Genomic DNA, 20,547 nt, shown 5'->3' with positions numbered 1-20,547 from the left:
TCCCCCCAAGAGAGGAACTCTTCACATGACTCGTCGCACAACGTCCATCCTCGCCGCGCTGGCCGCGGTCCCGCTCTTCGTCGCCCTCGCGGGCTGCGCCACGGCATCCAGTGACGCCGGCGCCGGCAGCGGCGACTCCGCCAAGGACGAGACCGTCAAGATCGGCGTCGTCGGCAAGGGCGACGCGCAGTGGGCGCCCTTCGTCGAGGCTGCGGCCGACGAGGGGATCACGGTCGAGCTCGTCGACTTCGGCTCGTACGAGCAGCCGAACCCGGCGCTCGCCGAGGGCGAGATCGACCTCAACCAGTTCCAGCACATCGTGTACCTCGCGGACTACAACGTGAACTCCGGCAAGGACCTGGTGCCGGTCGGCTCCACCGCGATCTACCCGCTCGGCCTGTACTCCAAGAAGTACGACGACGTGAAGGACATCCCGAAGGGCGAGACCGTCGCCGTTCCGGATGACGCGTCCAACCAGGCTCGCGCGCTTCTCGTGCTGCAGTCGGCAGGCCTCATCGAGCTGAAGAGCGGCGGGTCGATCTTCTCCGACATCGCCGACGTCGACACGGAGAAGTCCAAGGTCCAGGTGAAGGCGCTCGAGGCGGCCCTGATCCCGACCTCGCTGCCCGACGTCGCCGCGGCGATCATCAACAACGACTTCGTCAAGGACGCCGGTCTGACGTTCACCGACGCGATCGCACAGGACGACCCGGAAGACCCGAACGCGCTGCCGTACGTGAACATCTTCGCGGCTCGCGCCGAGGATGCCGACAACGCGACCTACAAGAAGCTCGTCGAGATCTTCCAGACGAACAAGGACGTCCAGGCCGGACTCCAGGAGTCGTCCGGGAACACGGCGGTGCCGCTGCAGACCCCCGTCGCCGACCTCCTCTCCTCGTTGAAGAAGGTCGAGAAGGACACGAAGGCTCAGAAGTAGTCAGCGACTGAGAGAATCGGGTGGCGCTCAGCGCCACCCGATTCTTCGTCGCCACGCACCACACGGAGCAGCACATGCCGATCGTCACCCTCACGAACGTCTCCAAGGCGTACCCCTCGCGGTCCGCCGGGGCGGGCGACGTCGTCGCCGTCGACGACGTGACCCTCTCGATCGAGAAGGGCGACGTCTTCGGCATCATCGGCTACTCCGGGGCGGGCAAGTCCACCCTGGTCCGACTCATCAACGCCCTCGAGCCCGCGACCGGCGGCACGATCACCGTGGACGGCGTCGATATCACGGCGCTCGGCGAACGGGAGCTGCGCAAGATTCGCGGCGGCATCGGGATGATCTTCCAGCAGTTCAACCTCTTCGCCGCGAAGACGGTCAGGGCTAACATCGCCTATCCGCTCAAGCTCGCCGGCTGGTCGAAGGACGACATCGACGCGCGTGTGACGGAGCTGCTCAGCTTCGTCGGTCTCGCCGACAAGGCGAAGGCGTTCCCCGAGCAGCTCTCCGGCGGGCAGAAGCAGCGCGTCGGCATCGCCCGCGCCCTCGCCACCGGCCCCGCGATCCTGCTGGCCGACGAGGCCACCAGCGCCCTCGATCCGCAGACCACGCACGAGGTGCTCGAGCTCCTCTCCAGGGTCAATCGGGAGCAGGGCGTCACGATCGTCGTGATCACGCACGAGATGGATGTCATCCAGACCATCGCGACGAAGGTCGCCGTCATGGAGAACGGCCGCGTCATCGAGCAGGGAGACGTGTTCGACGTGTTCTCCTCGCCTCAGAACCCGGCATCCCAGCGCTTCGTCGGCACGGTGGTCAAGGGCATCCCCTCGCCGTCAGAGCTGGCGGTGCTGCGCGAGCGGCACCGGGGTCGCATCGTGACCTTCTCGTTCCGCGACGGCGACTCCTCCCAGGCGCAGGTGTTCCTCGATCTCGCCGGCGCCGGACTCGACTTCGAACTGATCTTCGGCGGCATCAACGACATCCGCGGACGCGCCTTCGGGCATCTCACGCTCGCGATCCGCGGCGACGGCGCTGCGATCGACCGGGCGCTCGCCGAGATCGGCACGCGCGTCGATGTCACCGAGATCGCCGGAGAGGAGGTCCGCTGATGGAACGTCTGATGGAACTGTGGCCGGAGTTCTGGAAGTCCGCGCTCGAGACGCTGTACATGACCTCCGTCGCGCTCGTGATCTCCGGGATCCTCGGCCTCCTGATCGGCGTGATCCTCTACGTCACGCGCCCCGGCGGTCTCGTCGAGAACCGCGTCGTCTCGTTCCTCATCAACCTCGTCGTGAACTTCTTCCGCCCGATCCCGTTCGTGATCTTCATGGCGGTCGCGCAGCCCCTCGCACGCGTCGTGGTCGGGGTGGGCATCGGCACCACCGCCGGCGCCTTCATCATTGGCCTCGCCGCCTCTTTCGCCATCGGGCGCATCGTCGAGCAGCATCTCGTGTCGGTCTCGCCCGGCGTGATCGAGGCGGCGAGGTCGATGGGCGCAGGACCTCTGCGCATCCTGTTCACCGTGGCGATCCCCGAGTCGCTCGGGCCGCTGATCCTCGGGTACACGTTCATCGTCGTGGCGCTGATCGACATGACCGCGATGGCAGGTCTGATCGGCGGCGGCGGCCTCGGCGCGTTCGCGCAGATCTACGGCTTCCGGCAGTTCGAGCCGGTCGTGATGTGGGCCGCGATCATCCTCATCGTCGTGTTCGTGCACCTCGTGCAGGTGCTCGGAAGCCGGCTGGCGCGCAAGGTCATGCGGCGCTAGGGGCGTCCTTCAGAGCGAGACCGGTCGCGAACTCGCGCTCGGCGCCGCTCAGCGGATCGACGAAGCGCAGCTCCCGCGCCAGCAGCTGGAGGGGGGCCTCGAAGTCGTCGGGCTTCTCCGGCTGCAGCACGGGATAGAAACCGTCGTTGAGGATGCCGAGACCGAGGGCGGCGAGATGCACGCGCAGCTGGTGCATCTTGCCGCTGTGCGGGCGCAGCAGCGTGTGCACGACGTGCTCATCGGCGGCGATCAGCTCGATCAGGGTCTCCGCGTTCGGCTCGCGCTCGGCATCCACCCGCACGCGCACCTCGCCGCGGTGCTTCACGATGTGGTTGCGGTAGACCAGGGGGAGCATCGCGGCATCCCAATCCGCCGGTCGCGCCGACACCGCTTCGTACACCTTCTGCACCTGACGGTTCTCGAACAGCAGCTGGTAGGCGCCCCGCGTCTCGGGGCGTGCCGAGAACATCAGCAGGCCAGCGGTGGCGCGGTCGAGGCGGTGGATGGGGGTGAGCTCCGGGATGCCGAGGAGGTTCCGCAGGCGGACCAGCGCCGAGTTCTGCAGGAACCTGCCTCCGGGTGTCGTCGGCAGGAAGTGCGGCTTGTCGACGACGACGAGGTCGGGATCCTGATGCAGCAGGACGATCTCGAAGGGGATGTCCTTTTCGGGCGGCGGATCGCGGTAGTACCAGACGAACTCCTCGGCGCCGAGCGGGGTGTCCCTGGCCAGTGCGCTGCCGTCGCGGGCGACGATCTCACCGCGGTCGAAGCGCACGAGCAGCCGCTCCGGATCCATGTGGAAGAACCGCTCGACCATGTAGGCGGAGATCGTCGGCCAGGCGCCGCTCATCGGCACGTGCAGACGGGTCGCGCCGACGCCGTCGCGCATGGGGAGGGGGGAGGGCATGCCCATTCGGTCAAGCCTACGCGGCCTGCGTGAACCGGGAGCGGTACTGCTGCGGTGCCAGTCCGATCCGGTCGCGGAAGTGCTTGCGCAGCGCCGCCCCGGTGGCGAAGCCCGAACGCGAGGCCACGTCGTCGACGAGGAGGTCGGTCGTCTCCAGCAGCTCGCGGGCGCGGTCGACCCTGGCGTCGGCGAACCAGTCGCCCACCGTCCGCCCCGTCTCGGCGCGGAAGCGGCGGGTCAGGGTGCGCACGCTCATCCCGAAGCGATCGGCGACGTCCGTGAGCGACAGCGGCTCGTCGATGCGGGAGATCAGCCAGGTCTGGATGTCGCTCGCCGAGCCGACCGTCGGGGAGGACGCCACCGCCGGCCTGGCGACGAACTGCCGTTGACCGCCGCCGCGGTGCGGTGCCGCGAGCGTGACCTGGGAGACCGTCGCCGCGACCGCCGCGCCGAAGTCGTTCGCGATCAGGTGCATGGTGGCGTCGACCGCGGCAGACGCCCCGGCGGCGGTCAGCACGCGGCCGGTGTCGACGAAGAGCTCGTCCTCGCGCATGCGCACCAGAGGGAACCGCCGAACGAACTCGTCCGACGAGCACCAGTGGGTGGTCGCCTCCTTGCCGTCGAGGAGTCCGGATGCCGCGACCGTGAACGCGCCGGTGCAGTAGCTGACGATCCGCCGGTCTCCGAATTCGGCCAGTCCGATCGGGTCGTCGGAGGTCTCTGCGGCGCTCCACGGGGGCACGATGATCGTGTCCGCGGTGTCGAGCGCGCTCCGGTCGGAGGCCGGGGTCACCGTGAAGTCGGCGTTCGTGGGCACGGGGAGTCCGTCGAGGGTGCAGGTGGTGACGGAGTACAGCGGCTCGCCGTCACGGTGAGCAGCGCGGAAGAAGCGGGCGGGGATCCCCAGCTCGTACGGGAAGACTCCGGGGAGGGCGACGACGACGATGCGGTGCATGGCTATATCGTGACACATATTGTCCGTCCGGCCACTGTCGGGGTGATGATCGACAGACCAGGCTGGATGGAGCGGTCGGATCGGCCGCATGAGAGAAAGGCAGACCAGTGCGTTCAGCGAAGTACTCCGGTGCAGGGGCGGCGGCTGAGGTCGTCTCCGTCATCGACACCGAGATCCCGTCTCCCGGCCCCGGAGAAGTGCTCGTCAAGGTCGGCGCCGCCGGCCTCAACCCCGTGGACGTGAAGATCCGCGCCGCCGCCGTCGACTTCGGTCCCATCATCTACACGGACCTCCCGGGGTGGGACGTCGCGGGGGTGGTCTCCGCCGTCGGGCCCGGCGTCGACGAGTGGACGGAGGACGACCGGGTGTTCGCGCTCGCCGCGTTCCCCGCCGCCGCGCACACCCTCGCCGAGTACGCCGTCGTCGCCGCCGGGGATCTCGCCGCGTCGCCGAGCACGTGGAGTACTGCGCAGGCGGGGGCGGCCCCGCTCGCCGCCCTGACCGCATGGCAGGCGCTCGACACCGCGGGCGTCCGTTCGGGGCAGCGGGTTCTCGTGCTCGGCGGCGCGGGCGGCGTCGGCCATCTGGCGATCCAGCTCGCCGCCGCGAGGGGCGCGGAGGTCGTCGCCACCGCGAGCCCGGCCAAGCACCAGCTGCTGCGCTCCTGGGGCGTGAGCGAGACCGTCGACTACCACGACGAGGCCGCACTCGCGGCGATCGCGCCGGTGGATGCCGTGATCATCACGGTCGACGACACCCTGCCCCCGCGCGGGGCAGTCGCGGCCGGGACCTCCGTCGTCACGATCACGGGGCTGACGGACGAGCGCAGGGCCGAGCTCGCGGCGTGGGGCGCCGGACCGGTCGAGCGCATCCTCGTCTCCGCGAACGGCGGGCAGCTTGCCGAGATCGCCGCCCTCGCCGAGTCCGAGGCGGTGACCGTGCACCTCGACTCCGAGTTCGGCCTCGACGAGCTCGCCGCCGCGCAGGAGCGCGTCGAGTCCGGCCGTGTCACCGGCAAGGTGGTCGTGGTCGTCGATCCCCGCGTGTGAGTCGTGCGCCGGGGCGCGTCAGCGCGCCCCGGCGGCGAGCCAGTCGTCGAACGTGGTCGGCGCGATCCGGGCGTCCTCGCCGGGGAGCAGCACCTCGCCGGCGAACTCGATCCCCAGTGCGGCGCCGCGCCAGGACGCACGCAGCGGCAGGGCGTTCCCCCGCGCGGCGAGCGTGCGGCGCGCCATGTCCACCGCATCCTCCGTTCGGGGGCCCGCGAGGTCGAACGACCCCTGGAGCGGCGCCGAGATCGCAGCGGCGACGAGGGCCGAGGCGACGTCGGCGGGGGCGATCGGCTGCAGCAGCAGCGGTGGGACGACGCCCTCGCCGTCGATGACCGACCACTCGGCGATCATCGACGGGAAGTCGTGGAACTGGGTCGCCCTCACGATCGTGAAGGGCACGGCGCCCGCCGCCACCTCGCGTTCCTGGGCGCGTTTGCCGAAGTAGTGGGCGTTGCCTCGAACCGCGTCGAGTGCGGCGATCGAGAGCGCCACGTGGTGCCCGATTCCGGCGGACCGCTCCGCCTCGAGGAGGACGCGCGAGATCGTCGTGAACGTGTCCTCCGCCTCGGCGGGGTCCGCGACCGGGGGATTCGTGGCGTCGATCACCGCGTCGACGCCCTCGAGGCGTGCGGCGAGCCCGTCCCCGCTGCGCAGGTCGACGCCTTCTCCGCGGGTCAGCGACACCGCGTCGTGTCCCTCCTTCTCGAGCTCGTCGACCACCAGTCGTCCGATCCGTCCCGTTCCGCCTGCCACTGCGATGCGCATGTCCGCTCCTTAATTATGGATATTGCATGTCCACAATATGGGTGTCGCGTAGGATGAGCAAGTGAAGCTTCCCGAGACGTCGGAATGGGTGCTGCACACCGCCACGGTGATCGCACAGCTCCCGCCGGGCTCGACCGTGTCCGCGGCGCAGCTGTCCGAGCACTTCGGCGTCGCCGGTCCCTACCTCTCCAAGCAGCTCGCCAAGCTCGTGCGCGCAGGGATCCTCACCGGGAGCACGGGGCCGCGCGGCGGCTTCCGCTTGGCGCGGGAGCCGGAGCGCATCAGCATCCTCGACCTCGTCACCGCGGTCGACGGCGCGGCGGACCCCTACGTGTGCCGAGAGCTGCGTCAGCAGGGACGCGGCGCCGCCCGCCCGGAGGACTGCCGGAACCCCTGCGCACTGGCGGCCGCCATGCGTGCGGCGCACGAGGCCTGGCGGGCGTCGCTGGCGAACGTGACCCTCGCCGGGATCGTCGACGGACTGCCCGCGTCGGTCATCGAGAAGAACCGCCGGCTCCTCGGCTGACGGCTCTCAGGCGTCGAAGCTCAGGCTGAGCTTGCGGAGCAGTCCCGCCAGACGATCGCGGTCGCCGCGGGACAGCCCCTGCAGCAGGTCGGCCTCGACATCGACGAGACGGGTGATCGCGGCATCCACCCTGATCCGTCCGTCGTCGGTCAGGATCACCAGCACGCTGCGGCCGTCGCCGGGGTCGGCCTCCCTGCGCACGAAGCGGCGTCCGACGAGCCGGTCGATGCGGTTCGTCATGGTGCCGCTCGACACCAGCGTCTGCTGGAGCAGCTGTTTGGGGGAGAGCTGGAACGGCGCCCCCGCACGGCGGAGAGCGGACAGCACGTCCCACTCCCACGGCTCCAGATCGCTGCGCCGGAACACGTCGCGGCGGGCGCGGTCGAGCAGCCGGGTCAGCCTGTCCATGCGGGACAGGACCTCGAGGGGTGAGAAGTCGAGGTCGGGGCGCTGGGTGTTCCACGCTCCGACGATCCGGTCGACCTCATCCGCCTCGCTCATCCGTCCATTATCGCCGTACGCACAGGGGCGAGCATGGCAGACTTGACGGGCGGCCCCCACTCGGATGCCGCGGTCCGCCGTGGTGTAATGGCAGCACGACAGCCTTTGGAGCTGTGAGGTCTAGGTTCGAGTCCTGGCGGCGGAGCATGACTGGGAACAATCTCGCCATCATCATCCTCGCCGCAGGCCAGGGCACGCGCATGAAGTCGCGCCTGCCGAAGGTGCTGCACCCGATCGGCGGGCGTCCGCTGGTGGGGCATGTACTCACCACCGCCGCACGGCTGAGCGCCGACCACATCGAGGTCGTCGTGCGCCACGAGCGCGACCAGGTGGTCGCGGCGCTCTCCGCCGACTACCCCGACGCGATCTTCGTCGACCAGGATGACGTGCCGGGCACCGGCCGCGCCGTGCAGGTCGCGATCGACGCCCTCCCGGCCGACTTCGACGGCGACGTCCTCGTGCTCTCCGGCGACTGCCCGCTCGCCGATGCCGACACCCTCTCCTCCTTCCTCGACGAGCATCGCGCGGCGGGCGCCCCGGCGACGCTGATGACCGCCGTCGTCGACGACCCGACGGGCTACGGGCGCGTCATCCGCGACGCCGACGGCGGCGTGGACCGCGTCGTCGAGCAGAAGGACGCCAGCGCCGACGAGGCCGCCGTCCGCGAGATCAACGCCGGCATGTACGTCTTCCGCGCGGAGACGCTGCGCCGCTACCTCCCCGAGATCGGGGTGGACAACGCCCAGGGCGAGATGTACCTCACCGACGTCCCCGGGCTCCTCCGCCGCGACGGCGACCGGGTCGCGGCATCCGTCGTCTCCGACGTCACCGTGACCTTCGGGGTCAATGATCGCGCTCAGCTCGCCCTGGTGGGTCGGCTCCTCAACGAGCGCATCGTGCGCCGCTGGCAGCTGGAGGGCGTCACGATCATCGATCCGGCGACGACGTGGATCGACGACGACGCGACCCTCGCACCCGATGTGACGATCCTCCCGCACACGCAGATCCTGCGGGCCACCGCCATCTCCGCTGGCGCGGTGATCGGCCCCGACACGACTCTCGTCGACTGCGAGGTGGGGGAGGACGCGATCGTCCGCCGCACCGACGCCACCCTCGCCGTGATCGGAGCGGAGGCCACGGTCGGCCCCTTCTCCTTCCTCCGCCCAGGCACCGTCCTCGGCGCCCAGGGCAAGATCGGCGCCTACGTCGAGACCAAGAACGCCGAGATCGGCGAGGGCAGCAAGGTTCCGCACCTCTCGTACGTCGGCGACGCCACGATCGGGCGGGGCGTCAACCTCGGCGCGAGCACCATCACCGCCAACTACGACGACGTCAACAAGCACCGCACGATCGTCGAGGACGAGGTGCACACCGGGTCGCACACGACCCTCGTCGCGCCCGTTAGGCTGGGGGCAGGCGCCAAGACGGGCGCCGGCGCCGTCGTCCGCAAGGACGTCCCCGCCGGATCGCTCGCCATGAGCGTCGCGCCTCAGCGCAACATCGAGGGCTGGGTCGAGAAGAACAGGGCAGGCACGGACGCTGCGGATGCCGCAGCCCGGGCTCGAGTGGCGGAGTAGGGACCAATGGCGCGCAAGAAGAAGACGGTCGAACTGGACCGCGACAACGATGTGGCCCCCGGTCTCGTCGCCAAGACGAAGAAGCGGCTGGTCATCGCCGGCGGACGCTCCCACCCCGAGCTGACGGCGGCCGTCGCCGCTGATCTCGGCACGGAGATCGCTCCCGTCGAGCACCGCACGTTCGCGTCGGGTGAGATCTACGCGCGCTTCGAGGTCTCGATCCGCGGCTGCGACCTCTTCCTCGTGCAGACGTTCGGCGAGCCGGTCAACGAGTGGCTCATGGAGACGCTCATCATGATCGACGCGGCCAAGCGCGCGTCCGCCAAGCGCATCACCGTCGTCGCCCCGTACTACCCCTACTCGCGTCAGGACAAGAAGGGCCGCGGCCGCGAGCCGATCAGCGCCCGTCTCGTCGCCGACCTGCTCAAGACGGCCGGCGCCGACCGCGTCATGAGCGTCGACCTGCACGCCGCGCAGATCCAGGGCTTCTTCGACGGCCCCGTCGACCACCTCTTCGCCAAGCCGGTGTTGCTGGACTACTTCCAGCGCACGCTGTCGAAGGAGGACCGCGAGATCCTCACGGTCGTCTCGCCCGACATGGGCCGCGTCCGCGTGGCGGACACCTGGTCGGACAGCCTCGGCGCTCCTCTCGCGATCATCCACAAGCGTCGCGACCCGAAGGTGGCCAACCAGGTCTCCGTGCACGAGATCGTCGGCACCGTCGAGGGGCGCACCTGCCTCCTGGTCGACGACATGATCGACACCGGCGGCACGATCGTGAAGGCGGCGCAGGCGCTCAAGGCCAACGGCGCGCACCGCGTCATCGTGGCCGCGACCCACGCGATCTTCAGCGACCCGGCATCCGAGCGTCTGCAGGACTCGTCGATCGACGAGGTCGTCATCACCGACACGATCCCGCTCACCGAGTCGCGTCGCTGGGACAAGCTGACGATCCTCCCGATCGCCCCGCTGCTCGCTCGCGCCATCCACGAGGTCTTCGAGGACGGCTCCGTGACGAGCATGTTCGGCGGAGACGCGTAGCAGAGGCACAGCGGCCACATAGGACGAATGCATACGGTCGAATGCATCGACAGATCGTCGACCAGCACACAGCCGGGAGGACCATCATGATCCGCACGACCGTACCGACCTCCGTCCGCAAGGGCTCCGCTCTCGTCGGCGTCGCAGGACTCCTCGTCCTGGCCGGCTGCTCCGGTGCTGCAGACGCGGACAACAGCGCCTCCACCGGGGGAGAAACCGGCTCCGGCTCCTCCTCGGCGCCGAGCGACAGCAGCTCGACGACCTACAAGGACGGCACCTACACGGCCGACGGCTCCTACCAGACCCCCGAGACCGTCGAGAAGATCTCGGTGTCGCTCACCATCGCCGACGGCGTCGTGACGGAGGTCGAGGTCACGGGCGACCCGCAGGCGCGCGAGACCGAGGAGTACCAGGGCAAGTTCATCGGCGGCATCGCGGATGAGGCGGTCGGCGTCCCGCTCTCCGATCTGAAGGTCAGCCGCGTCGCGGGCTCCTCGCTCACCAGCGGCGGCTTCAACCAGGCGGTCGAGTCGATCAAGGAGCAGGCGGCCTCCTAGGCGCCTGACGGGGCGATGACGATCTGGCGTTTCGACGCGATCGGCACCCGCTGGGAGATCGAGGGGGAGCTCTCGTCCGACGATCGCGCGGCGGTCGCGGCGGAGATCGAGCGGTTCGATCGGGAGTGGTCCCGCTTCCGGTCCGACTCCGATGTCACGCGGCTCGCCGCGCGCGGAGGACGCCTGACGTCTCCTGACGCGGGGCCGATGCTGAGTCTCTATCGCGAGCTCTCCATGGCGACCGCGGGGGCCGTCGACCCGCTGGTCGGCGCCGGTCTCGAAGCCCTCGGCTACGACGCGGCGTACTCGCTGCGCGCCGGAGACCCCGTCGCCGCTCCGTCCGACTGGACGTCTCTCGTCTCGTGGAGCGACCGGGACGCCGAGGCGACGGCTCCCGTGCTCCTCGATGTCGGCGCGCTCGGCAAGGGACGGCTCGTCGACCTCGTGTTCGCTCTCCTGGCCCACGTGCCGGGAGACCTCGTGGTCGACGCGGCCGGAGACCTCAGGGTGCGGGGGAGCGCGGTGAGTATCGGCCTCGAGCATCCGTTCGACCCCACGAAGGCCGTCGGCATCGTCTCCCTGCAGGATGCGGCGCTCTGCGCGTCCGCGATCAACCGCCGGGCCTGGGGCGACGGACTCCACCACGTCCTCGACGCGCGCACCGGCGTCCCGGTGCAGACCTGGGCGGCGACCTGGGCGATCGGCGCGGATGCGATGAGAGCGGATGCCGTGGCCACCGCGCTCTTCTTCGACGGCGGACCCGAGCTCGCCGACGACTGGGGTGTCGAGTGGGTGCGGATGACGACCGACGGACGCATCGAGCGTTCGGCGAGCTGCAGGGCCGAGCTGTTCGTCGCCCGCCCCTGACCCGGAGAAATAGGGAAGAGTAGAAGCCGTGATCACCGCTTTCACCACTGTCAGACAGCGAGTCCTCGCGCTCCTCGGGGCACTGTCGATGTACCGGCTCGTGCTGTTCTCGCTGCTCGCGCTGGCCGCACTCGCCGAGGTGCTCTCCTTCTTCGGGCTCGTCTCGCCGACGCCGCTCGCCCTGGTGGTCTCCTTCGCCGTGCTGGCGGTCGTGATCTCGGCGGTGGATGCCGCCGCGCAGCGGGTGCTGCGGCTGCCGTGGCGCATCGAGTCGTCTCTGGTCACGGCGCTCATCCTGCTGTTCGTGCTGCAGCCGGGCGCCGATCTCCCCTCTCTCGGCGGACTGGCTCTGGCCGGGGCGCTCGCCAGCATCTCGAAGTACGTGATCGCCTGGCGCGGCCGTCACATCCTCAACCCGGCGGCGTTCGGTGCCGCGGTGGTCACGATCACCGGCCTCGGCACCTTCTCGTCGTGGTGGGTCGGCACGCCGGCGCTGTTCGTCCCCGTCGCGCTGCTCGGGCTGATCGTGCTCTGGCGCACCGAGAAGGTGCGGATCGTGCTGGTCTTCCTCCTCGTCGCGATCGTCGTCGCGCTGCTGCGGCAGTACGTCCAGCTGTCGCAGGGAGGGCTTCCCTTCGACCTCGCGACGGCGCTGTCGTTCGCGCTGATGCAGTCGCCCTACCTGTTCCTCGGCGCGTTCATGCTCTCCGAGCCGCTGACCCTGCCGCCGCGGCGGTGGCAGCAGTTCTCCGTGGCCGCGCTCGTCGGCGTCCTCGCGGGCTGGCCGATCCTGATCGGCGGGATCACCCTTGGTCAGGAGCGCGCGCTGCTGATCGGAAACCTGCTCGCGTTCGCGTTCGCCGTGCGCGGCTCGGTGCGGCTCACCCTCGAGAAGCGGGAGTTCATCACCCCGACCGTGCAGGAGCTGACGTTCCGCACCAGGAGCAGGCTGAGGTTCCTCCCGGGGCAGTACCTCGAGCTTGACGTGCCGCACCGCCGTCCCGACGCTCGCGGAACGAGGCGCGAGTTCAGCATCGTGTCGGCCCCGGGCGATCTGCCGACGCTGCGCATCGCCTACAAGGACGGCGACCAGAAGCATCCGTCCAGCTACAAGCGCGCGCTGGCGGCCGCTCAGCCCGGTGCGACTCTCGCGGTCACCGGCACCTGGGGCGACTTCCTGCTGCCGCGCTCGCAGGCGCCGGTGCTCATGGTGGCGGCCGGCATCGGCGTGACGCCGTTCGTCTCCCAGCTGCGCCAGCTGCAGTTGGCGGGAGAGACCCGAGACGTCGTGCTGGTCTACGTGGCGTCGGAGCCTGCCGAGCTGGCGTTCCGCGACGAGCTGGCCGCGACGGGCGCCCGGGTCGTCGTGTTCACGCGTGAGGAGCCGGCCGATCTCCCCGCGCACTGGACCTGGGCGCGGGGCGTGCGCCTCGACGCCGCGGAGCTCGATCGGTACGTTCCCGACATTGCGGCTCGGCACGCCTTCATCTCCGGCCCTCCGCGGCTGATCGCCGACCTCGCTCCGGCCCTGCAGAAGGCGCACAGCCTCACGACCGACGCCTTCGCCGGGTACTGAGCGTCACGAGGACGCGATGCCCGCACCGGGCTCAGGCGCCGACGACCGGCTCGATCGGGAGGCGGACGCTGAACGTCGTGCTCCCCGGAACGCTCTCGACCGTGATGTGCCCGTGGTGCCCCTCGACGATCGCCTTGACGATCGCGAGCCCGAGGCCGGTGCCTCCGGTCTGCCTGGCGCGCGAGCTGTCCCCGCGGGCGAACCGCGCGAACAGCTCCTCGCGGACGGCCGGGTCGATGCCGGGGCCGTCGTCGTGCACCCGCAGCACCGCCTCCTCGCCCTCACGGCTCACGCTGAGCGTGATCTCGGTGCCGGCGGGAGTGTGGGTGCGCGCGTTGGCGAGGAGATTCGTGACCACCTGGTGCATGCGGCCGGCATCTCCGACGATCACGACGGGCTCGTCGGGGACCTCGATGTTCCAGCGGTGATCGGGTGCGGTGGGGCGCGCATCCGACACGCCCTCCAGTCCCAGCTGCGTGAGGTCGACCGTGCCGTAGACGAGCTCCCTGCCCTCGTCGAGGCGAGCGAGGAGCAGCAGGTCCTCGACGAGGCGAGTCATCCGCAGCGACTGCGCCTGGATGCGTTCGAGAGACGTGGTCGTGCTCTCGATCACCTCCGGCCCCTCCTGCTGGCCGAGCGCGCGCAGGGAGAGCTCCGAGTACCCGCGGATCGACGCCAGGGGGGTGCGCAGCTCGTGGCTCGCGTCGGCGACGAAGCGCCGCATCCGCTCCTCGTTCTTCTGGCGCGCGGCCAGGGAGGTGTTGACGTGGTCGAGCAGCTTGTTCAGGGAGGCGCCGACCAGCCCCGTCTCGGTGCGGGGGTCGGCCTCGGACGCGGGTATGCGCTCGGTGATGTCGACCTCGCCGCGGTCGAGCGGCTGATTCGCGACGCGGGTCGCGGTCGCGGCCATCGCCCGCAGCGGGCGCAGGCTCAGGCGGATGGTGATGGCCGTGGTGAGCGCGAGCAGGATCAGCCCGCCCAGCGTCGCGAGCACGATCACCGTGAACAGGGTGGCCATCTGGTTCTGGATGCCGGTGCGGGGAAGACCCGCGACGACGACGGCTTGGTTCAGCGGTGAAGTGACGACGACGACGCGGTAGGACCCGAGGCCCTCGATCGACACGGTCGCGGTGCGACCGCCGTTCAGAGCCTCGTTGATCTGCACCAGCTGCGCCTTGGTCAGGCTGCGGGCGCCCCCGGTGAGCTCGTTGTTCTGATTGCTCAGCACCAGACCTCCGGTGCCGGCCTGGCTCGCGACGGCGAACAGCGACCCAGGATCCACGGGCATTCCCGCGAGAGCCTGTTCGGTGGTGGCGAAGCTCCCGGGGAGCTGATCGATGCGTCCGGCGACCTCGCTCGCGGTGGTGAACAGCTTCTGATCGAGCTGATCCTCCAGCGTCCGCCCCAGGATGGCGCTGGTGATGACCGCGACGATCACGAGGATGAGCGACACGAACCCGATCACGGCGGACATCAGCCGCGTCTGCAGGCTCATCGGGCGCCGCGGCATCCTCGTGATGCTCACTGAGGGGCCTTGATCATGTAGCCGACGCCGCGCACGGTGTGCAGCAGCGGCGTGCGGCCCGCATCGATCTTCTTGCGCAGGTAGGAGATGTACAGCTCGACGACGGAGGACTTGCCGCCGAAGTCGTAGCTCCAGACGCGGTCGAGGATCTGCGCCTTCGACAGGACGCGGCGCTCGTTGCGCATGAGGTAGCGCAGCAGCTCGAACTCCGTCGCGGTGAGCTCGATCTCGGTGCCGTCGCGGACCACCTCGTGGCTGTCCTCGTTGAGCGTCAGGTCGGCGACGCGCAGGATCGACTGCCCGTCGTCGGCCGTGGCGTGACCGGTGCGCCGGATGATCGCGCGGAGGCGGGCGATGACCTCCTCCAGGCTGAACGGCTTGGTGACGTAGTCGTCGCCGCCGGCGGTGAGTCCGGCGACGCGATCGCCGACGGCATCCTTCGCGGTCAGGAAGAGCACGGGGACGAGGCTCCCCGACTCGCGCAGCCGCCGCAGCACCGACATGCCGTCGAGGTCGGGCATCATGATGTCGAGCACGAGCGCATCGGGCTCGAACTCGCGTGCGACCTGCAGCACTTCGAGACCGGAGGACGCGGTGCGCACCTCCCAGCCCTCCATGCGGAGCGCCATCGCGAGCAGGTCGGTCAGCATCTGCTCGTCGTCGACGGCGAGGATGCGCAGGGGGGAGCCGTCGGGGCGGCGCAGATCGGGATGCACAGTGCTCATGCATCCATTCTGCGGAATCTCCTATGTGATTTCTATGGAGAGCGCTATGTGTTGTCTGGGAGCTCCGGCGCGAGGCGATCCGCCGGGAGCGCGAGGAAGTCGATGCCCTGCTGGAGGGCGCGGCGATCGGCCGCGGCGCCGAGGGGGCCATCCAGGTGTCCGTTCGCCCTCACGCCGAGGCGCGAGGACACCGGGATCGCGTGGTGCACCGCGAACTGCCCGCGCGGATCCACGGCCGGATCGAGCACCGCGGCGATCGTGAGGGTGGGGATGTGCAGCCGCCGTGCGGCGATGGCCGCATCGAAGTAGTCGATGACGGGCCGGTGCTCCGGATGCTCGTGCAGCAGTCGGCGGACGGCCTCTCCGCTGCCCGTGCACCTCCGGGTGAGGCGGATCGCGTGATGACCGAAGCTCGGGACGTCGAGGACCGCGCGGCGGAACCGCGGATCCCAGGGGAGGGCCATCGCACCGATGCCGCCGCCGAAGCTGCTGCCGCTGAAGTCGAGGGCGGGCGCGGCGGACGGCGCGATGCCGAGCAGGATCGTCGCGGCGCGCCAGATGTCGGCGGCGGCGAAGCGGTGCGAGTACGTGTCGCGGTGCGCGATCCCGGCGACCACGTGCTCATCGGGGACGGTGGGGAAGCGGCTGGGCGTGCCGGGGTGCGTGCCGGGGGCGCACGGGAAGATCGCGGCGGTGTCCGACGGGACGCGATCGGGATCCGGGGCGGTGCGGCCTCCGTAGCCGTGACCGACGACGAGACCACGGCGGATCGCCGAGGGGTCGAGGGGCAGCATCAGGTAGGCCGCTGCGGATTCGCCCGCGGACGAGGCGAACGTCAGCGCTGAGACGCGATGCGTATCGGTCGGGGCGAGCTCGTGCGTCGTCGCCCACTCCACAGGGCCGACGCCGAACTCCTCGTGGGTCGCTGTCCAGAACTCGTCGAAGTCGTCCGGTTCGATCGGCGGGGCTGGCGGCAGGAGCAGAGCGCTCAGCGCGTACTCCGTCAGCTCTTCCGGCGTGTCCTGGGGCACCTGGTGAGTCCTCTCTGGGGTGAGGGCGATCCGACGGCGCCATCGTATCGGCGTGTGGGCATCCGTTGACATTGTCGCATACAGATTGCATCATGTGCATCATGGATTCAATTTCGAACACGGGGGCCGGCGACGACGCCACGCTCTGGAGTCGTCGGGCGGTTCTGCGGATGCTGGTGATCGCCGGGGTGCTGCCTCCGGTCCTCGGGGGCAGTCCGTCATCGGCCTCGGCCTCGATGATGGGAGCCACGGTCACCGGAACCGGCGGGGCCTTTCCCGACGCGCTGCGCCGGCTGACGAAGCCCAACCTGGCACTGACGCAGGTCGCACAGCTCGTGGGGCAGAACCACCGGATGACGTTCCACCACGCCACATGGGACGGCGGGGAGACGATCGTCCGCGACCTCGAGGTCAAGCGGAACGGCGCCTGGCTGCCCATCACCGATCAGGCGCACCGCTTCGACGAGCAGTGGGTCGTGCTGACGGGCACCCTGCCGTCCGGCAGTGCTCCAGAGCTCTACGGACCGCTGGCGACGAGCTGGCTGGGCTTCACGTCGTATCAGGTGCTCGGATCGCAGGCGATCGAGCTCCGCACGAGCACGGACGACGTCGACCTGGTCGTGCGCTGGCGGCTCGAAGGCGACAACCCGGAGGCGCACTACGTGCTGACGGCGAAGACGGCGGGCGACTACATCGTCGGGTACCAGAGCCAGGACACGAGGTCGCTGGACGACGTCGACGAGGTGCTCTGCGGCTCGTACCAGCATGCGCTCTCCGTCCTCGACGGCTCGGCGCCCCTCGGCGCATGGGAGCTCTTCGCGCCGATGGCGCTGACCCAGTACGAGGTCGGCGGGGTCGCGGTCACCTCGGGGCTGTACCTCCCAGCGGAGGTCGCCGAGTTCGTGCACGAGCGTCAGCTCATGTCGGATCGCCAGCCCTACGGCATGAGCCTGCGCAACGACAGCCTCGACGTCGTGCCGAGCATGTACTCCCCGCAACCGGGGCTGCGCACCGCGATGACGGTCGGACAGCAGCGCGGGTTCGCCTTCGGCATCGCCGCCCGCGCCGACACCCTGTACGGCACCTACACCCGGCTGTGCCGCGACGAGTACGGGCTCACCGCGTACCGGCGGAACGTCTACGACCGCTCCCTGACCGACGCCGTGCACTCGATGACCGAGCTCATCGCCATCGAGCCGAACGGCGACGACTCGACCGACTACATCCCGTCGTTCTCCGGCTGGTGGAGCCGGGCCAAGGGATTCGTCGACGTCGAGAACGAGGATGCCGTCCGCACCGCCGCGAGCGGCGTCGTGCTGGCGGCGCACTACCTCACGGGCACGGCGGACAGCACCCTGTACGAGCAGCGAGCGCGACCGCTCATCGAGTACCAGCTCTCCCGCAAGGGCATCGGGCACTCGCCGGTGATCGGCAGCCCCGTGTACAACGACACGACGCAGTACCGGCTGGGCAAGATCGCCACGGATGCCGTGAACCTCGCGTCCCTCTATCAGCTCACCCACGGGCGCAACGCATCGATCCAGCGCCTCGCCGTGCAGGCCACGAAGGCCGGGGTCGTCGGGCAGAGCAGGGCGCCCTTCTCGAACGCCCTGGCCACGTACCGGATCACCGGAGACCCCGCATACCTCGCGGAGGCGAGCCTGATCGGCAAGCGTTACACGCGCGAGCAGATCCTCACCCCGTACCGCAGCAACGGCCAGCCGCCCGGCGGATTCGCCTACAGCTTCTCGAAGTACTGGGTCGACCTGCTCGAGCTGTTCGAGGTCACCGGCGACACGGAGTTCCTCGACGGCGCGTACCGCGAGGCCCAGCGGTTCATCACCCAGACGGCCGTGCGTCCGGTCCCCGATCAGAACGTCACCGTCCCCGACGGGCACGTGATCACTCAGCAGTACGACTGGGAGACGCGCAGCTCGCTCCCGAGCTATCCGACGACGAGCGTCGCGACCGAGACCGTGCCCGCGTGGTACGTCTCGCCGTCAGGACTCACGTTCGAGGCACTGTCGTCGTTCAAACTGGGCGTCAGCTCGCTGACCGATCCGGGAGGCGGCTACGTCTTCAACCCGTGCTGGGCCGGGGCGCTGCTCCGGCTCGCGCACCACACCGGTGATGAACTGCTCGCCGATGTGGCGCACAACATGGTGATCGGACGCTTCACGACCTACCCCGGCTACTACGGACGTCAGTTCCAGGTCGCCCACATGAAGCCCGACTTCGCCACGAGCGGGCCCGTCGGGATCACCGGGTACTACTTCCATCACGCTCCCGCGCAGCTGGGGCTCGCGATGGACTACCTCATCAGCGAGAGCTTCTACCGCAGCTCGGGCAGCATCGACTTCCCGCACGTGTTCGAGGCCGACTTCGCGTACTTCAAGTTCTTCGCGTACGGTCACGCCCCCGGGACGTTCTTCGGCGAGACCGGAGTCTGGCCGTACCTCCCCGCGGGTCTCATCTCGCTCGACAACCCCCTGGTCAACTGGATCGGCGGCGTCGGCAACGACGCGCTCTACCTCAGTCTCACCAACTCCGCCGCCGGTGCGCAGCAGGTCGTGGTCGACCTGTCCAGCGACCTCACCGGAATCCCTCGCGGCTCCGCACCCGTGGTCGAACTGGTCTCGGCGGACGGCAGCCGCTCATCCGTCTCGGGGCACAACGGCAGGGTCACGGTCACGGTCCCTGGGCACGGCCTGCTCGCACTCGTCGTGCGCAACGTGACCGTCGAGCGCCCCTCGCTGCCCTCCGACGACATCGTCGACCACGGCTCCGACAGCTTCAGCGAGGTCGATTCCGATCCCTCGGGGGAGTACGGGCTCGTCCGCGGGCTGCTGCTGGTGAGGCCGGGCGGGGAGGGGTACGACGCCTACGTCCAGATCGACACCGAGCAGGCGGCCACGCTGAGCTATCGCATCGGCTCGCAGCCCGTGCAGCAGGCGCCGGCCAAGGGCTACCCCTACGAATGGACGATCGGGGTGGACGACCCGACCAAGAGCATCAGCTACACGGTCACGGCGGGCGGCGTCACCACGTCGGAGGTCACGCTGCGGCTGCCCTCGCGCATCAGCGGCGCGCACTCCGGCGTCGCGGGAGACGTCGTCGCCCAGGCCACGGGGACGGCGGGGGATCGCGTGCCGCTGACGATCGAGGTGCGCAACGCCACGAACGCGGCGATCAGTGGGTCGGTCACGACGACCCTCCCGACAGGGTGGCAGCTCGAGGGCCCGGTGCCGGCGGTGTCCGTCCCGGCGCACGGGACCGCACGCGTGGAGGCGGCGGCGGTCATCGCGGCGGCTGCTCCGCTCGGCGAGGTGCAGATCACGGCATCCCTGTCGGTGCCCGGCGGGGCGCCGATCGCTCTGCGTCCGGCTCCCATCGAGGTGATCGACAGGCGCCGCCTCGTGTCGCTGACCTCGGACAAGGAGATCGTGAGCGGTCCCGGCGCCGTCGCCACCCTGACCGCGCTCGTCATCAACACGGGCGTCACCCCGCTGCAGGCGACGCTGTCGCTGTACGGAACCACGGCGTGGAGCATCGCCCAGCGGGATGCCGTCGTGACGGTGCCGCCGCGGTCCGACCTCACGCACTCGTGGACGGTCACGGCGGGCCCGACCGTCGCGCCCGGATCGACGATCAGGTTCGAGGCGCGGCTGGATCAGACGCTGCGGCGAGGGGTGCTCGTGCGGGTCGCCGACGAGGGCGTGATCGCCCACACGCAGTCCCCGTGGCCCGGGTATCTCGAGGCGGGGCGGTGGTACCCGAGCGGGCTCTCCGGGTGGAACGGCACGCGCACCCGCTACAGCGACGCCGACTCGGTGGGCAGCACGGTCACCTGGAACGCGAACCTGCCGCAGGCGGGGCTCTACCGGGTGTCGGTGTGGTACCCGACGAACCCCACGACCACGACGTCTGCGGCCTACATCGTCCAGCACGAGTCGGGCAGCACGGAGGTGATCGTTGACCAGACCGTCGGCGCAGCGGCCTGGCGCTCTCTCGGGACGTTCCGCTACGGCGCAGGCGCGGTCGGCGTCGTGAAGCTGGAGGTGCGCAACACGAGCATCCACCGCGTGAGCGCGGCGCAGTTCGTCCGGATCGGCGACTGACGACGAGAAGGGGGTGGGCCGGGGGGGGAACCCGCGCCGCCCCGGGGCCGGGGGGGGGGGGGCGGGAGGGCCCGTCGCCCCGAACCCCCGACCACGTCGAGCGGGGCGCC

General features: G+C 70.0%; 18 protein-coding genes and 1 tRNA gene. 12 read left to right on the top strand and 7 right to left on the bottom strand.

Features of this window, described 5'->3' with window-relative positions; genetic code table 11:
* The first annotated feature begins 25 nt into the window (after positions 1-25).
* The 3 genes from ACFVRO_RS18085 to ACFVRO_RS18075 all read left to right on the top strand — a co-directional run bounded on the left by ACFVRO_RS18085 (position 26) and on the right by ACFVRO_RS18075 (position 2,714).
* Complete coding sequence (locus tag ACFVRO_RS18085; protein ID WP_105672262.1) at positions 26-937, top strand: MetQ/NlpA family ABC transporter substrate-binding protein; 912 nt, start codon at positions 26-28, stop codon at positions 935-937.
* Positions 938-1,011: 74 nt separating this feature from the next.
* Positions 1,012-2,055, top strand: a complete 1,044-nt coding sequence (locus ACFVRO_RS18080; protein ID WP_105672261.1) for a methionine ABC transporter ATP-binding protein — start codon at positions 1,012-1,014, stop codon at positions 2,053-2,055.
* Positions 2,055-2,714, top strand: coding sequence for a methionine ABC transporter permease (locus ACFVRO_RS18075; protein ID WP_386954916.1), 660 nt, complete (start codon positions 2,055-2,057; stop codon positions 2,712-2,714). Before ACFVRO_RS18080 ends, ACFVRO_RS18075 begins: the two co-directional genes overlap by 1 nt.
* Here the strand turns inward: ACFVRO_RS18075 and ACFVRO_RS18070 are convergent.
* Together ACFVRO_RS18070 and ACFVRO_RS18065 are read right to left on the bottom strand one after the other, a co-directional pair.
* Entirely contained in the window at positions 2,701-3,621 is a 921-nt protein-coding gene (locus ACFVRO_RS18070) for a pseudouridine synthase (protein ID WP_386955214.1), read from the bottom strand. The two genes, ACFVRO_RS18075 and ACFVRO_RS18070, sit on opposite strands and share 14 nt — an antisense overlap.
* Positions 3,622-3,637: 16 nt before the next feature.
* Positions 3,638-4,576 (bottom strand): GlxA family transcriptional regulator, encoded by a 939-nt coding sequence (locus tag ACFVRO_RS18065; protein ID WP_386954913.1) that lies wholly within the window; start codon positions 4,574-4,576, stop codon positions 3,638-3,640.
* A gap of 107 nt (positions 4,577-4,683) precedes the next feature.
* On the opposite strand from ACFVRO_RS18065, the gene ACFVRO_RS18060 reads away from it, so the two are divergent.
* Entirely contained in the window at positions 4,684-5,625 is a 942-nt protein-coding gene (locus ACFVRO_RS18060; protein WP_386954910.1) for an NADP-dependent oxidoreductase, read from the top strand.
* An 18-nt stretch (positions 5,626-5,643) separates the two neighbouring features.
* Here ACFVRO_RS18060 and ACFVRO_RS18055 read toward each other — a convergent pair whose 3' ends face one another.
* On the bottom strand, positions 5,644-6,393 hold the full coding sequence (locus ACFVRO_RS18055) for an SDR family oxidoreductase (protein WP_386954907.1): 750 nt from the start codon (positions 6,391-6,393) through the stop codon (positions 5,644-5,646).
* A 61-nt stretch (positions 6,394-6,454) separates the two neighbouring features.
* Here ACFVRO_RS18055 and ACFVRO_RS18050 point away from each other — a divergent pair, with 61 nt between their 5' ends.
* Complete coding sequence (locus ACFVRO_RS18050) at positions 6,455-6,919, top strand: RrF2 family transcriptional regulator (RefSeq protein ID WP_386954904.1); 465 nt, start codon at positions 6,455-6,457, stop codon at positions 6,917-6,919.
* A gap of 6 nt (positions 6,920-6,925) precedes the next feature.
* On the opposite strand, the gene ACFVRO_RS18045 is transcribed toward ACFVRO_RS18050, so the two are convergent.
* Complete coding sequence (locus ACFVRO_RS18045) at positions 6,926-7,420, bottom strand: MarR family winged helix-turn-helix transcriptional regulator (RefSeq protein ID WP_105672254.1); 495 nt, start codon at positions 7,418-7,420, stop codon at positions 6,926-6,928.
* 73 nt (positions 7,421-7,493) lie between these two features.
* Between ACFVRO_RS18045 and ACFVRO_RS18040 the strand changes: the two genes are divergently transcribed.
* The 6 genes from ACFVRO_RS18040 to ACFVRO_RS18015 all read left to right on the top strand — a co-directional run bounded on the left by ACFVRO_RS18040 (position 7,494) and on the right by ACFVRO_RS18015 (position 13,038).
* Positions 7,494-7,565, top strand: a tRNA-Gln gene (locus ACFVRO_RS18040).
* A 1-nt stretch (position 7,566) separates the two neighbouring features.
* The gene (gene glmU / locus ACFVRO_RS18035) at positions 7,567-8,997 is read left to right on the top strand and encodes a bifunctional UDP-N-acetylglucosamine diphosphorylase/glucosamine-1-phosphate N-acetyltransferase GlmU (protein ID WP_386954902.1); all 1,431 of its coding nucleotides are present in this window, start codon (positions 7,567-7,569) and stop codon (positions 8,995-8,997) included.
* Positions 8,998-9,003: 6 nt separating this feature from the next.
* Complete coding sequence (locus ACFVRO_RS18030) at positions 9,004-10,038, top strand: ribose-phosphate diphosphokinase (protein ID WP_105672252.1); 1,035 nt, start codon at positions 9,004-9,006, stop codon at positions 10,036-10,038.
* Positions 10,039-10,124: 86 nt separating this feature from the next.
* The gene (locus ACFVRO_RS18025) at positions 10,125-10,595 is read left to right on the top strand and encodes an FMN-binding protein (protein ID WP_386954899.1); all 471 of its coding nucleotides are present in this window, start codon (positions 10,125-10,127) and stop codon (positions 10,593-10,595) included.
* Positions 10,596-10,610: 15 nt separating this feature from the next.
* Positions 10,611-11,462 carry an FAD:protein FMN transferase gene (locus ACFVRO_RS18020; RefSeq protein WP_386954896.1) on the top strand — a complete coding sequence of 284 codons (852 nt, stop codon included), beginning with the start codon at positions 10,611-10,613 and terminating at the stop codon, positions 11,460-11,462.
* Between the two features lie 28 nt (positions 11,463-11,490).
* Entirely contained in the window at positions 11,491-13,038 is a 1,548-nt protein-coding gene (locus ACFVRO_RS18015) for an FAD-dependent oxidoreductase (protein WP_386954893.1), read from the top strand.
* Positions 13,039-13,069: 31 nt separating this feature from the next.
* On the opposite strand, the gene ACFVRO_RS18010 is transcribed toward ACFVRO_RS18015, so the two are convergent.
* Genes ACFVRO_RS18010 through ACFVRO_RS18000 form a run of 3 tightly spaced genes read right to left on the bottom strand, consistent with a single transcriptional unit; the run spans position 13,070 to position 16,319 of the window.
* Positions 13,070-14,533 (bottom strand): sensor histidine kinase, encoded by a 1,464-nt coding sequence (locus ACFVRO_RS18010; RefSeq protein ID WP_386954890.1) that lies wholly within the window; start codon positions 14,531-14,533, stop codon positions 13,070-13,072.
* A 26-nt stretch (positions 14,534-14,559) separates the two neighbouring features.
* Positions 14,560-15,288: a response regulator transcription factor gene (locus ACFVRO_RS18005; RefSeq protein ID WP_386954887.1), complete on the bottom strand. Its 729-nt coding sequence runs from the start codon at positions 15,286-15,288 to the stop codon at positions 14,560-14,562.
* A 44-nt stretch (positions 15,289-15,332) separates the two neighbouring features.
* Entirely contained in the window at positions 15,333-16,319 is a 987-nt protein-coding gene (locus ACFVRO_RS18000; protein WP_386954884.1) for an acetylxylan esterase, read from the bottom strand.
* Positions 16,320-16,420: 101 nt separating this feature from the next.
* Here ACFVRO_RS18000 and ACFVRO_RS17995 point away from each other — a divergent pair, with 101 nt between their 5' ends.
* On the top strand, positions 16,421-20,437 hold the full coding sequence (locus ACFVRO_RS17995) for a hypothetical protein (protein ID WP_386954882.1): 4,017 nt from the start codon (positions 16,421-16,423) through the stop codon (positions 20,435-20,437).
* Positions 20,438-20,547 lie beyond the last annotated feature (110 nt).

It is taken from the genome of Microbacterium sp. NPDC057944 (genome assembly GCF_042887445.1).
GTDB lineage: Bacteria > Actinomycetota > Actinomycetes > Actinomycetales > Microbacteriaceae > Microbacterium > Microbacterium natoriense.
The sequence above is the reverse complement of the archived record's forward strand: the minus strand, read 5'-3'. Positions and strand labels throughout refer to the sequence as shown.

What these genes read in the sequence shown, in the direction of transcription:
- ACFVRO_RS18085 (WP_105672262.1), top strand. Translation starts at nt 26, where the DNA reads ATGACTCGTCGCACAACGTCCATCCTCGCCGCGCTGGCCGCGGTCCCG.
- ACFVRO_RS18080 (WP_105672261.1), top strand. Translation starts at nt 1,012, where the DNA reads ATGCCGATCGTCACCCTCACGAACGTCTCCAAGGCGTACCCCTCGCGG.
- ACFVRO_RS18075 (WP_386954916.1), top strand. Translation starts at nt 2,055, where the DNA reads ATGGAACGTCTGATGGAACTGTGGCCGGAGTTCTGGAAGTCCGCGCTC.
- ACFVRO_RS18070 (WP_386955214.1), bottom strand. Translation starts at nt 3,621, where the DNA reads ATGCCCTCCCCCCTCCCCATGCGCGACGGCGTCGGCGCGACCCGTCTG.
- ACFVRO_RS18065 (WP_386954913.1), bottom strand. Translation starts at nt 4,576, where the DNA reads ATGCACCGCATCGTCGTCGTCGCCCTCCCCGGAGTCTTCCCGTACGAG.
- ACFVRO_RS18055 (WP_386954907.1), bottom strand. Translation starts at nt 6,393, where the DNA reads ATGCGCATCGCAGTGGCAGGCGGAACGGGACGGATCGGACGACTGGTG.
- ACFVRO_RS18045 (WP_105672254.1), bottom strand. Translation starts at nt 7,420, where the DNA reads ATGAGCGAGGCGGATGAGGTCGACCGGATCGTCGGAGCGTGGAACACC.
- glmU (WP_386954902.1), top strand. Translation starts at nt 7,567, where the DNA reads ATGACTGGGAACAATCTCGCCATCATCATCCTCGCCGCAGGCCAGGGC.
- ACFVRO_RS18030 (WP_105672252.1), top strand. Translation starts at nt 9,004, where the DNA reads ATGGCGCGCAAGAAGAAGACGGTCGAACTGGACCGCGACAACGATGTG.
- ACFVRO_RS18025 (WP_386954899.1), top strand. Translation starts at nt 10,125, where the DNA reads ATGATCCGCACGACCGTACCGACCTCCGTCCGCAAGGGCTCCGCTCTC.
- ACFVRO_RS18020 (WP_386954896.1), top strand. Translation starts at nt 10,611, where the DNA reads ATGACGATCTGGCGTTTCGACGCGATCGGCACCCGCTGGGAGATCGAG.
- ACFVRO_RS18010 (WP_386954890.1), bottom strand. Translation starts at nt 14,533, where the DNA reads ATGAGCCTGCAGACGCGGCTGATGTCCGCCGTGATCGGGTTCGTGTCG.
- ACFVRO_RS18005 (WP_386954887.1), bottom strand. Translation starts at nt 15,288, where the DNA reads ATGAGCACTGTGCATCCCGATCTGCGCCGCCCCGACGGCTCCCCCCTG.
- ACFVRO_RS17995 (WP_386954882.1), top strand. Translation starts at nt 16,421, where the DNA reads ATGGATTCAATTTCGAACACGGGGGCCGGCGACGACGCCACGCTCTGG.